Genomic DNA, 12,398 nt, shown 5'->3' with positions numbered 1-12,398 from the left:
CATGACCGACCGCCCCGCCCTCCTCATCATGCAGCGGCATCTCGCGCCGCTGACAGCCTTTCTCGAGAGCCAGTGGACCGTCTACCGCTTCTGGGAAGGGCCGCCGCTGGAGGCGCAGGCCGAGATCCGGGCCCTGGTCGTGGCCGGGGAGTTCCCGCTCGACAAGGCGCTGATCGAACAGTTGCCGAAGCTGCAGCTGATCGCCTGTTTCACCTCGGGCTATGACCGCATCGACACCGAATGGTGCAGGGGGCGGGGCCTGCCGGTCACCCATGCGCCCGGGGTGAACCATGAGGACGTGGCCGACCATGCCATCGGCCTGATCCTCGCCGCGCGGCGGCAGATCGCGGCCGGAGACCGGGCGCTGCGGGCCGGCGAATGGACCGTGGATTCGAAGATGATCACGCCGTCGCTGCACGGGCAGCGGGTCGGGATCGTCGGTCTCGGCGGCATCGGCGAGGCCGTGGCGCGCCGGGCCGAGGCCCTGCGCATGACGGTGAAATGGTGGGGGCCGCGCGAGAAGACCGCCGCCTGGCCGCGCGCCGCCTCCCTGCTCGAACTGGCGCGGGACAGCGACATTCTGGTGGTGGCCTGCAAGGCCGACGACAGCAATATCGGCCTCATCTCGCGGGAAGTCATCGAGGCGCTGGGACCGCAGGGGCTGCTGGTCAATGTCGCGCGCGGCCAGCTGGTCGACGAGGACGCCCTCATCGCCGCCCTGAAGGACGGCCGGCTGGGTCAGGCGGCGCTGGACGTGTTCGAGGACGAACCGACGGATGTGGCCCGCTGGGCCGAGACGCCCAATACGGTGCTGACCCCGCACACGGCCGGCGCCACGACCGAGGCCGTGCAGGGCATGCTGATGCTGCTGATGCAGAACCTGACGGCCGCCTTCGCGGGCGAGCCGCTGAAGACTCCGACGCCGGACTAGCCGCCGTTCGGGACGTCCATGCCGGTCTGGTCGGCCGGGACCGTCGAGGGGACCGTCATCCGCGCGGGCGCCGGCGCGGCGGCGGCGGGCATCATGGCGGCGCGCTCGGTCGGGCTGACGAGACCATCGTGATCGGCATCCAGGCTGGCGAACAGGGCGGCGGCGGCGTTGCGCATCTCGTCGCGGCTGATGCGGGCGTTCCGGTCGGCGTCGGCGCGGGTGATCATCGACCGCATCCGCGGTCCGCCCGCCTGGTTCATCGGCGGCTGGGTCAGAACCGCCAGCTCATTGCCGGTGATCATGCCGTCGGTGTTGACGTCGAGGCGGTCGAACATCTGGTCCTGACGCGCCTGCATGGCTTCCAGGGTCTGCGGACCGCCCATGCCGGCCATGCCGGGCGGCGGGGTCTGGGCGGCTGCGGCGCCGGCCACGGCGAGCACCACAAGCGCGGCTGACGAGGCGAAGGCGGTGCGGATCATGGCGTCTCTCCGGCCGGGTTCCACGGGATCAGACAGTGTACGCCCGTTTCCCCGGTCGTGTCGCGCGTCGCAATTCACTTGCCAAATCATATAAGGATATCTTTATATAAGCTTATGTCATTGACTGCAGATCAGGTTATCGAAGCGCTGCGCGCCGCGGGCGAGCCCACTCGCCTGCGCGTGCTGTCGCTGCTGGCCGGCGAAGAGCTGTCGGTGATGGAATTGTCGCGGATTCTGGACCAGAGCCAGCCGCGCGTGTCCCGGCACTTGAAGCTGATGGCCGATGCCGGGTTGATCGAGCGATTTCCCGACGGTGCGCGGGTCTTCTACCGCCTGTCGTCGGACGCTCTGGCGCGGCGGCTGGTCGACACCGTGCTGGACCTGCTGGACGCCGCCGCCCATGAGGCCGACGACCGCCGCCTTGAGGACGTGAGGCGCGACCGCGGCGCGGCGGCCAGCGCCTATTTCGAGCGCGTCGCGCCCCAGTGGGACCGCATCCGCTCGCTGTATGTCAGTGAAACCGCCGTCGAGGCGGCGATCAAGCGCGCCGCCGGTGACGGGCCGTTCGAGCGGGTCGTCGACCTGGGCACCGGCTCGGGCCGGATGCTGACCCTGCTGGGCAAGTCAGCGAAGATGTCCGTCGGACTGGACCTGAGCCAGAACATGCTGAACATCGCCCGCGCCAATGTGACGAGGGCCGGGCTGGAGAAGGTCGAACTACGCCACGGCGACATTTTCGCCACCCGCCTGCCCGAGCACAGCGCCGATCTGGTGCTGGTGCATCAGGTCCTGCACTACCTCGCCGATCCGGCCGCGGCCGTGGCCGAGGCGGCGCGGCTGGTCATGCCCGGCGGCCGGCTGCTGATCGTCGATTTCGCGCCGCATCAGCTGGGGCATCTGCGCGAGGAACATCAGCATCGCCACCTTGGCTTCTCCGACCCCGAGATGCAGCGCTGGCTCTCCGGCGCGGGCCTGAAGCCGAGCGCGCCGATCGCCCTTCCCCCTGATACCGACGGCCTGACCGTCTCGATCTGGACCGCCGAACGTCCAGCCGCAGCCAAGGCCAAGGTCGCATGAGCATCGCCCCCCGCAGTCTCGCCGAGGCCCGCGCCCTGTTGCTGTCGCCGCTGGGGCCCGTGGCGCGCGCCGGGCAGGATTCCTCGCGCCCCCGCGTCTCGTTCGAATTCTTCCCGCCCAGGTCCGACGAGGCCGAGGCCAATCTGTGGAAGGCGGTGACCCGTCTGGCGCCGCTGCAGCCCGAGTTCGTCTCTGTGACCTATGGCGCCGGCGGCTCCACGCGGGAGCGGACGCACCGGACGGTCGAGCGCATCCTGGCGGAAACCGCCCTGACCCCCGCCGCCCACCTGACCTGCGTCGAGGCCAGCCGTGAGGATGTGGATGCGGTCATCGAAGGCTATCGCGACGCCGGGGTGCGTCACATCGTGGCCCTGCGCGGCGATCCGCCGGGCGGAAACGGCATCGGTGGAACCTATGTTCCGCGTACGGACGGTTACGCAAACGCCACCGAACTGACCGCCGCGATCACGGCGAAGGGCGGCTTCGACGTCATCGTCGGCTGCTATCCCGAGGGCCATCCAGAAAGCCCGTCGACAGACCATGACATCGATGTTCTGAAGGCCAAGATCGACGCCGGAGCCACGCGCGCCATCAGCCAGTTCTTCTTCGACATCGACGCCTTCCTGCGCTTCCGCGACCGGGTACGGGCGGCCGGGATCACCATTCCGATGTCGCCGGGCATCATGCCGGTCACCAATTTCAACGGCCTCAAGCGGATGTCGGCGGCTTGCGGCGCGGCCGTGCCCGACTGGCTGGCAGCCCATTTCGACGGGCTGGACGACGACCCGGAGACGCGCAAGCTGATCGCGGCCTCGGTGGCCGCCGAGACCTGCGCCCGCCTCCAGGAAGAGGGCTTCGCCGACTTCCACTTCTACACCTTGAACCGCGCCGACCTGGTCTATGCGATCTGCCGGGTGCTGGGCGTGCGTGAGACGAAGGCCGCCACAGTATGAGTTCTTCCCTCCCCCGCAGCGAACGCATCGCCGCCCTGCACCGGGCCGCGAAGGAGCGCATCCTCGTCCTCGACGGCGCCTGGGGCGTGATGATCCAGCGCAGCGAGCTGTCGGAAGAGGATTTCCGCGGCGACCGCTTCGCCGCGCACAACGGCCAGATGAAGGGCAACAACGACATCCTGTGCCTGACCCGGCCCGACATCATCGCCGGCCTGCACGACCAGTATTTCGCCGCCGGGGCCGACATCTCCGAGACCAACACCTTCTCGGCCACGGTCATCGCCCAGGACGACTACAAGCTGGACGAACAGTCGGTGTGGGACATCAATCTGGAGGGCGCCAAACTGGCCCGCGCCGCCGCCGACCGCTGGACCGCGAAGACCCCGGACAAGCCGCGCTTCGCCGCCGGTTCGATCGGGCCGCTGAACAAGATGCTGTCGATGTCGTCGGACGTGAACGACCCCGGCGCGCGTCTGGTGACGTTCGATCAGGTCTATGACGCCTACAAGCAGCAGGCTCGGGCGCTGAACGAGGGCGGGGTCGACCTCTATCTGATCGAGACCATCACCGACACGCTCAACTGCAAGGCGGCGATCAAGGCGATCAAGGACCTCGAGGACGAGGGCATGGAGGCCCTGCCGATCTGGATTTCGGGCACCATCACCGACCGTTCGGGCCGGACCCTGTCGGGCCAGACGGCGGAAGCCTTCTGGAACAGCGTGCGCCACGCCAAACCCTTCGCCATCGGTTTCAACTGCGCCCTTGGGGCCGATCTGATGCGGCCCTTCATCGCCGAGCTGAGCCGGGTGGCCGACACCCTGGTCGCCGCCTATCCCAACGCCGGCCTGCCCAACGCCATGGGCCAGTACGACGAGGAACCGCACCAGACCGCCCACTTCATCGAGGAATGGGCGGCGTCCGGCCTGGTCAACATCGTCGGCGGCTGCTGCGGCACGACGCCGGACCATATCCGGCATACGGCCGAGGCGGTGTCGAAACTGCCGACCCGCGAAATTCCCGAACGGCCCGTGGCCATGCGCCTCTCCGGCCTCGAACCCTTTGAACTGGTAGCGTGATGCTCACCCTTCTCCGCTCATCCCGGCGAAAGCCGGGACCCAGTTCTTTGGGCGATGACCGGCGCCCGGCTCAAACCGCCCTCAATCCCACACACAGTGCCTCACGAAAGCACTGGGTCCCGGCTTTCGCCGGGATGAGCGGAAGTCTGTAATGCGTCCCACCTTCATCAACGTCGGCGAGCGGACCAACGTCACCGGCTCGGCCAAATTCAAGAAGCTGATCATCGACGGCGACTATGCCGCCGCCCTGTCGGTGGCGCGTCAGCAGGTCGAGGCCGGGGCCTCGGTCATCGATATCAACATGGACGAGGGCCTGCTGGATTCGAAGCAGGCCATGATCACCTTCCTCAACCTGATCGCGGCCGAGCCCGACATCGCCCGCGTGCCGGTGATGATCGACTCATCCAAATGGGAGGTCATCGAGGCCGGCCTGAAATGCGTGCAGGGCAAGCCGATCGTCAATTCGATCTCGATGAAGGCGGGCGAAGCCGAGTTTCGCGAACAGGCGGTGAAATGCCTGCGCTACGGCGCCGCCGTGGTGGTCATGGCCTTCGACGAGGTCGGCCAGGCCGACACCGCCGCGCGCAAGATCGAGATCTGCACCCGCGCCTACCGCATCCTCGTCGACGAGGTCGGCTTCCCGCCCGAGGACATCATCTTCGATCCCAACATCTTCGCCGTGGCGACGGGGATCGAGGCGCACGACAACTACGCCGTCGACTTCATCGAGGCGACCAAGGCCATCAAGGCGACCCTGCCCCATGTCCGCGTCTCGGGCGGGGTGTCGAATGTGTCGTTCAGCTTCCGCGGCAACGAGCCGGTGCGGCGGGCGATCCACAGCGTCTTCCTGTATCACGCCATCCAGGCGGGCATGGACATGGGCATCGTCAACGCCGGCGACCTGCCGGTCTATGACGACATCGACCCGGCGCTGCGCGAGGCGGTCGAGGACGTGGTCCTGAACCGCCGCCAGCGGACCAATGTCACCAACACCGAACGGCTGGTCGACCTGGCCCCCAACTACAAGGGCGAGAAGGGCGCGGCCCGGGTCGTGGACCTGAAATGGCGCGACCAGCCCGTCGGCAAGCGCATCGAGCACGCCCTGGTCAACGGCATCACAGAGTTCATCGAGGCGGATGCGGAAGAGGCGCGGCTGGCCTCCGAACGCCCGCTGCACGTCATCGAGGGCCCGCTGATGGACGGGATGAACGTCGTCGGCGACCTGTTCGGCGCGGGCAAGATGTTCCTGCCCCAGGTGGTCAAGTCGGCCCGGGTGATGAAACAGGCCGTGGCCTGGCTCGAACCCTTCATGGAGGCGGAAAAGACCGGCAAACCCCGTCAGCAGGCGGGCCGCATCCTGATGGCCACGGTCAAGGGCGACGTCCACGACATCGGCAAGAACATCGTCGGCGTGGTCCTGCAGTGCAACAACTACGAGGTCATCGACCTGGGCGTCATGGTCCCCGCCGACCGCATCCTCGACGCCGCGGTCGAGCACAAGGTCGACATCGTCGGCCTGTCGGGCCTGATCACCCCCTCGCTGGACGAGATGGTGTTCGTGGCGCGGGAGATGGAGCGGCGCGGTTTCGACATTCCCCTGCTGATCGGCGGGGCGACGACCAGCCGGACCCATACGGCCGTCAAGATCGAGCCCGGCTATCGCGCCGGCTCGACCACCTATGTCATCGACGCCTCGCGCGCCGTGGGCGTGGTCTCGGGCCTGTTGTCGAAGACCGAGCGGGCGAAGAACGAAGCCCTGACCCGCGACGAATACGTCCGTATCCGCGAGCAGTATGCGCGCGGTCAGGAGGTCAAGGCCCGGGCGACCCTGCCCGCCGCGCGCCAGAACCGCTTCCAGCCCGATCCGGCGACACCCCTGCCCTGCGCGCCGTCCTTCCTCGGCGTGCGCGCCTTCGACAGCTGGGACCTGCAGGACCTGGCCGACCACATCGACTGGACGCCGTTCTTCTCCAGCTGGGAGCTGATCGGCCGCTATCCGCTGATCCTCGAGGACGAGATCGTAGGCTCGGCCGCGCGCGACCTGTTCCAGGACGCACAGGCGATGCTGAAGCGGATCGTCGACGAGAAATGGTTCACCGCACGGGGCGTGATCGGCTTCTGGCCCGCCAACGCCGTCGGCGACGACATCGCCGTCTATGCCGACGAGAGCCGGACGGCCGAGGTGGCGCGCTTCCACACCCTGCGCCAGCAGATCAGGAAGTCGAACGGCAAGCCTAATCTGGCGATGTCGGACTTCGTCGCCGAGACCGGCCGGGACTATATCGGAGCCTTCGCCGTCACCGCCGGTCACGGCGAGCTGGAGATCGCCAAACGGTTCAAGGAGGCCGGCGACGACTATTCCGCCATCATGGCGACGACCCTGGCCGATCGCCTCGCCGAGGCCTTCGCCGAGGCGCTGCACAAGAAGGTGCGGACAGAGCTGTGGGGCCACTCGCCCGACGAAGTGATGACAGTCGAAGACCTGATCGCCGAGCGATATCAGGGCATTCGGCCCGCGCCGGGTTATCCGGCCCAGCCCGACCATACGGAGAAGGCGACGCTGTTCCGGCTGCTGCAGGCTGAGGACCACGCCGGCATGGCCCTGACCGAAAGCTTCGCCATGACGCCGCCGGCGTCGGTGTCAGGCCTGTACTTCGGGCACGCCGAGAGCCACTATTTCGGCGTCGGCAAGATCGACCGCGACCAGGTCGAGGACTACGCGCGGCGCAAGGGCTGGGACGTGGCGACGGCCGAGCGCTGGCTGTCGCCGATCCTCAACTACGATCCGGGCGCGCCCGCCCGCAGCGACGCGGCGTGAGGCGCCTTCCCTTCTCCCCTTGCGGGAGAAGGTGGCCGAGCGGAGCGAGGTCGGATGAGGGGTCGCATCGGCGGGGTCGGCGAGCGAGCCACCGGCGGTCGATGATGCGCGCCGTCAGAGAGACCCCTCATCCGTCAGGCTTCGCCTGACACCTTCTCCCGCAAGGGGAGAAGGACAGAATGCCTATTCCAGACCCACGTCGGCCGGCGTCGCCGGGGCGGTCGTGATGTTGCCGCGAATACGCCGCGCGGCGTGCTCGCAGCGGCCCGGCAGGCCGAAGAACAGACCGAAGGCCTGGCTGCGCACGGTTTCATCCTGCCCGGCCAGCGGCGCCCATTTGGCCGTGGCCTCGGCGGCGGCGGCGCGGGCGGCGGCCCGGCTGGCGGCGGTCTGGCGCGGCTCGGCGGCGTCCAGCGCCGCGCGGAAGTCGGCGGCCTCCAGCTTGCCCAGACGGATGATGTCCTGATCCAGCGGATCGGCGTCGGTCAGGGTCTCGCCCAGGGCCACGTGGCCGTTCACCAGCGCCTCGCACCACGCCACCAGCGGATAGTCGGTCTCGGGCGCACCGCGCGGCATCGGGTTGGCGTAGGCGACCGCTTCACGGAACCGCTCGGTCTCCACCGCTTCAGCGCCCGGGGCGGTGTTCACGACGCCGCCGTCCCGGGCGGGTGCGGGCGTCTGGGTGGAGAGCATCAGGGCGGAAACGAGGGTGATCAGCATGAAGGCGCCTGGAACAGTGGATGACGAATGTCAGCTGGAAACGCTTGAACACCGCAAATGGTTTTTGTGCGGCGTGGCTCCAGGCAACAAAAAGGGCGGCGGACCCGAAGATCCGCCGCCCCAGATGGTCTTGGGTATCAGGCCTTAGAAGTTGGCGGTGACACCGAAGAAGACGTAACGGCCCAGCGCATCATACAGCTGCGGATAGGTGTTGCCGTTGCCGGTCGTACCCACGCTGTAGGACAGTTGCGGATCGTTATCGAACACGTTGTTGACGCCGGCGCGGAAGGTGACGGTATCCATCACCTGCCAGGTCGCCGCCAGGTCGAAGTAGTTCTCGGCGTCGAAGTAACGGTCCAGACGGGCGCCGCCGTTGTTCAGCGAACCACCAGCGCCCAGGACGGCGAGTTCAACCTCGCCGTAGTGACGCCAGGTGCCCGACACGTCCAGGTCCCAAGGCGTGGACCAGGTCAGACGGGCGCGGTGACGCCATTCCGGGTTCGGAACGCCGCACTGGTTGGCGTAGAAGCCGGTGCAATCATAGACCGAGTCAGTCTGGCCTGCGCCCGTGTCGGTGACCAGTTCGCTGAGATAGGTCCCGACGAACGAGCCCGACAGCGAGCCGTAGCCAGCGACGCCCCAGTCTTCCAGGTCCACGCTGTAGTTGGCGTTGACGTCAATGCCGGAGGTTTCGTAACCGCCGATGTTGATGTTCAGGTCCTGGACGTTGCCCGAACCAACCCACAGCTGACCGCCACCCGGGTTGCGGCTGATGCGGCTGCACGCGGCGGCGTCGTTCTGGTTGTAGCAGAGGTTCAGCGTGTTCAGGGCGCCGAGCGTCTGGATGGCGCCGTCGATCTTGATGCTGAAGTAGTCAACCGAGAGGTTGAAGCGCGGGAAGAAGCTGGGCTCCCAGACGACGCCGGCCGTGTAGGTGTCGGCTTCTTCCGGGTTCAGGTTCGGGTTACCGCCCTGCAGGAAGCTGTACTGACCAGCCGGGCTGTCCAGAGCACCGCTGGCAGCCTGGCCAGCCGTGACCTGATACGACGCGCCGCCGATGCAGTTCGCGGGCAGGGCGCCGGCGCCGTTCGCCGCACGACCGGGGGTCGAGCAGGGATCGAAGTCGGCGTCGAACAGGTTGAAGCCCTGGGCCGTGAACAGTTCGATCACGTTCGGGGCGCGAACCGCGCGCGAGTAGCTGGCGCGGAAGCGGATGTCTTCAATCGGTGCGTAGTCGGCGCCCAGCTTGTAGGTGTCGGTGCCGTAGTTTTCGTACTCCGACCGGCGATAGGCGCCGTCGATCGAGGCCGAATAGGCCCAGGGCTGATCGTCGGCCAGCGGCAGCTGGAACTCGGCGAACACTTCAGCGACGTCCGCGTCACCCGTGAAGCCGATCGTCGGGCCACCCTGACCAGCGCCGTCGCCGGACTGGAAGTTGGTGTCGGTGATCGAGCCCAGGGCGTCGCGGCGATACTCGGCGCCGAACGCGACCTGCAGGTTGCGCGAGGCCGTGGGCATGCTCCAGCCCGTATCGCCCGTGATCGCGGCGGTCACGACCTGCTGGGTCGTTTCACCGGTCTGGATCAGCGGGATCTGCAGGTAGTCGAGAGCCGCCTGGGTCACGCCACCGGCGATGAAGACATCGTAGGGAACGCAAGCCGGGTCGGTGCCATTGACGACCGAACGGCAGGTCGGAACGCCGCCCACGCTGACGACGTCGAGGGCCCGGCCCAGACGAGTCACCGAGAAGTCGTTCTGATAGACGCGCGACAGGTTCACACGCGAGAACTGGGCCGCAACGTCATAGTTCCAGCCGGGGACGATCTCGCCACGGACGCCGGCGACGCCGCGGTAGGCTTCGTAGTTCAGCGTGTCCTGACGACCGCCGCCCTCGACGTTACGACGCCCGACGTACAGCGTACGACGATTGCCGGCGAGGATGTCGGCCGCCGTACAGCCGATCGTGGTGGCTTGCTGCGCGCCCAGCAGGGGGCTGTCGCAGTTGATATCGGACGTGTTGAAGAAGCTGCCCGACGGAGCGATCTGCGCGACCGACTTGTAGTCGGAGAACATCAGCTGGGCGAACACTTCAGCGTGCGGGTTGATCTCGTAGCGACCGAAGGCGCCCAGGGTGTAACGCTCGTCGGGGCGCTGATAGTAGTTCACCGGACCGAAGTTGTAGTTGTTGGCGTCGGCGTTGAAATTCTGGAACGTGCGGCCCGCGCCGAGCGTCGAGTTGAAGGTGGCGAAGTTCGTGAAACGACCCGGGAAGGACGTGCCCGAACCGCCGCAGGTGTAGGTGGTGGGACGCACGGCGGCCGGCGCGCCGAGGCTGCAGGCCGAATAGTCGCGGTCGCGCTGCAGGATCGCGTTGTTGTTGCGATAGCCGGCGTAGGCCATCACGTTGCCCTTGCCGTCCGGCGCCGAGACGCCGACGGTCAGGTTGATCGAGCGGCTCTCACCGTCCGAGACGTTGTCGTCCGGCAGGGCGAACTGCGACGGGTTGGTCGCGCCACGGCGAGCGATTTCCGCACGCAGGTTGCCGACGCCGTCATAGTCGTTGTTGTGCTGGTAGAAGCCGTACTGGGCGTCCAGCTGAACGCCTTCGAAGTCCTTCTTCATGATGAAGTTGACGACGCCTGCGACGGCGTCCGAACCGTAGACGGCGGAAGCGCCGCCGGTCAGGACTTCAACGCGCTCGACCAGTTGTTCCGGAATCTGGTTCAGGTCGGCCGCGTCGTCGTTCGGCGAGCCGTAACCCATACGACGGCCATCGATCAGCACCAGGGTGCGCGACGAGCCGAGGTTGCGCAGCGACACCGTGGCCGTGCCCGAGGCGCCGTTGGCGACCGTCGAGTTCTGGGCGGCGAAGGCTTGCGGCAGCTGGTTCACCAGGTCCTCGACCCGGGTCACGCCCGCGATGTCGATGTCCTCGCCGGTCACCTGGGTGACGGGGCTGGTGGTGACCAGGTTGGTCTGCGGAATGCGCGAACCGGTGACGACGACTTCGTCGAGCTGGCTCTCGTCCTGCGGGGCCGGAGCCGTCTGCGCAAGGGCAGGTGCGGCGAAGGCCAGGGCGGCGAAGCCGCCGATCATCGTCGTCGACAACAGCCGATTACGGGTTTTCTGGGTTCTCAAAGGTCGTCTCCTGATGTTCGACATCGCCCGTTTCCGGGGCGTCGCGGCCTTAGAATGGAATATTCCCTTCTCCCACGGACAGATTCCCCCGCCGCAGTTGCCCGACGTTATGCTCTGCGCCGTACCGTTCGCCAGCATAATTACACGGTTGTAACCGCGTCGAAGCGTGACTGTCGTATTTAGGCCACGATACGGTCACAGCTCCGGTTGCAGCCAATCCGGTTGACGCTGGGAACGAGTTGTCCGACTTAAGTCGGGAAGCGCGTACCGTCGGACGAGGACCCATCATGTCATTCATTTCCGGCCTCGCGGCCGCCGCGGCCATCGCGGCCCTGTCCGGCCAGGCCGCGCCGCCGCAGGAGCGGGCCGGAACCCTGTCCCGCCTGACGGCCTGCCGCGCCATCGTCGACAGCGCGGCCCGCCTGGGCTGCTATGACGCCGCGGTCAGCGCGCTGGATTCCGCCGAACGGCAGGGTGAGGTCGTCGTCATGGATCGCGCCCAGATCGGCGAGGCCCGGCGCCAGTTGTTCGGTTTCGAGATGCCCGCCCTGCCCCGGCTGTTCGGCGCCGACAACGCGGCCGAGATCGACTCGATCGAGACCACGCTTCAAAGCGCCTCCGAAGTCGCCGACAACCGGTGGGTCTTCCGCCTGGCCGACGGCGGGGTCTGGCGCCAGATCGATTCCGACCCCATCCGCCACCGCCCCCGCCCGGGCGACGCCGTGCGGGTGCGCAAGGCCACCATGGGCAGCTTCCTGATGACCGTCGGCGGCAGCCGCGCCGTGCGGGTGCGGCGGCAGTAGCAATGGCCCCGCGTCCCCTTTCGCCGACCGTCTGGACCTCGCCGCAGCTGGCCATTGAGGATCTGGCGGATCTTGCGGCGTCAGGCGTGCGGCGGATCATCAGCAACCGCCCGGACGGCGAGGACCCGGGTCAGCCGACGGCCGCCAGGATGGACGCCGCCGCGCGCCAGGCGGGGCTGGACTTTGACTGGATTCCGGTGACCGGAATGCCGAACCCCGCCCAGGCCGCCGCGGTGGGAGCCTTGCTGGCGGACGGACGGCCGACGGTGATGTTCTGCCGCTCGGGGACGCGGTCGGCCGCGGCCTGGGCGATGGCGGAGCGACTCCGGGGCCGGGATGCGGACGAATTGCGCGCCGCGGCGGCCGGCGCCGGCTACGACCTCAGCCGGTTGCCCCTCTGAGG

The 12,398-nt window shown here is 67.7% G+C and carries 10 protein-coding genes; 7 read left to right on the top strand and 3 right to left on the bottom strand.

Translation table 11 applies throughout. From position 1 onward, the window contains the following. Position 1 precedes the first annotated feature (1 nt). The gene (locus tag PSV23_RS07895; protein ID WP_300467619.1) at positions 2 to 931 is read left to right on the top strand and encodes a 2-hydroxyacid dehydrogenase; all 930 of its coding nucleotides are present in this window, start codon (positions 2 to 4) and stop codon (positions 929 to 931) included. On the opposite strand, the gene PSV23_RS07890 is transcribed toward PSV23_RS07895, so the two are convergent. After that, entirely contained in the window at positions 928 to 1,410 is a 483-nt protein-coding gene (locus PSV23_RS07890; protein ID WP_300467617.1) for a hypothetical protein, read from the bottom strand. The two genes, PSV23_RS07895 and PSV23_RS07890, sit on opposite strands and share 4 nt — an antisense overlap. A 114-nt stretch (positions 1,411 to 1,524) precedes the next feature. On the opposite strand from PSV23_RS07890, the gene PSV23_RS07885 reads away from it, so the two are divergent. From PSV23_RS07885 to metH, 4 genes are all read left to right on the top strand, one after another. Further along, positions 1,525 to 2,487, top strand: coding sequence for a metalloregulator ArsR/SmtB family transcription factor (locus PSV23_RS07885; protein ID WP_300467615.1), 963 nt, complete (start codon positions 1,525 to 1,527; stop codon positions 2,485 to 2,487). Further along, on the top strand, positions 2,484 to 3,440 hold the full coding sequence (gene metF, locus PSV23_RS07880) for a methylenetetrahydrofolate reductase [NAD(P)H] (protein ID WP_300467613.1): 957 nt from the start codon (positions 2,484 to 2,486) through the stop codon (positions 3,438 to 3,440). Before PSV23_RS07885 ends, metF begins: the two co-directional genes overlap by 4 nt. Further along, positions 3,437 to 4,516 carry a homocysteine S-methyltransferase family protein gene (locus tag PSV23_RS07875; protein ID WP_300467611.1) on the top strand — a complete coding sequence of 360 codons (1,080 nt, stop codon included), beginning with the start codon at positions 3,437 to 3,439 and terminating at the stop codon, positions 4,514 to 4,516. Before metF ends, PSV23_RS07875 begins: the two co-directional genes overlap by 4 nt. A 151-nt stretch (positions 4,517 to 4,667) precedes the next feature. Continuing rightward, a complete protein-coding gene (metH, locus tag PSV23_RS07870) occupies positions 4,668 to 7,334 on the top strand; it encodes a methionine synthase (protein WP_300467609.1) in 2,667 nt (888 codons plus the stop codon). Between the two features lie 183 nt (positions 7,335 to 7,517). Here metH and PSV23_RS07865 read toward each other — a convergent pair whose 3' ends face one another. After that, positions 7,518 to 8,054 (bottom strand): hypothetical protein, encoded by a 537-nt coding sequence (locus PSV23_RS07865; RefSeq protein WP_300467607.1) that lies wholly within the window; start codon positions 8,052 to 8,054, stop codon positions 7,518 to 7,520. 144 nt (positions 8,055 to 8,198) lie between these two features. After that, positions 8,199 to 11,192 (bottom strand): TonB-dependent siderophore receptor, encoded by a 2,994-nt coding sequence (locus tag PSV23_RS07860; RefSeq protein WP_300467605.1) that lies wholly within the window; start codon positions 11,190 to 11,192, stop codon positions 8,199 to 8,201. A 287-nt stretch (positions 11,193 to 11,479) separates the two neighbouring features. On the opposite strand from PSV23_RS07860, the gene PSV23_RS07855 reads away from it, so the two are divergent. Beyond that, complete coding sequence (locus PSV23_RS07855) at positions 11,480 to 11,995, top strand: hypothetical protein (RefSeq protein WP_300467603.1); 516 nt, start codon at positions 11,480 to 11,482, stop codon at positions 11,993 to 11,995. A 2-nt stretch (positions 11,996 to 11,997) separates the two neighbouring features. Further along, positions 11,998 to 12,396: a TIGR01244 family sulfur transferase gene (locus PSV23_RS07850; RefSeq protein WP_300467601.1), complete on the top strand. Its 399-nt coding sequence runs from the start codon at positions 11,998 to 12,000 to the stop codon at positions 12,394 to 12,396. The last annotated feature ends 2 nt before the right edge of the window (positions 12,397 to 12,398 follow it).

Origin of the sequence: Brevundimonas sp. (assembly GCF_029946145.1) — a bacterium.
Taxonomy (GTDB): Bacteria; Pseudomonadota; Alphaproteobacteria; order Caulobacterales; family Caulobacteraceae; genus Brevundimonas.
This window is presented reverse-complemented; position numbering and strand designations above follow the sequence as displayed.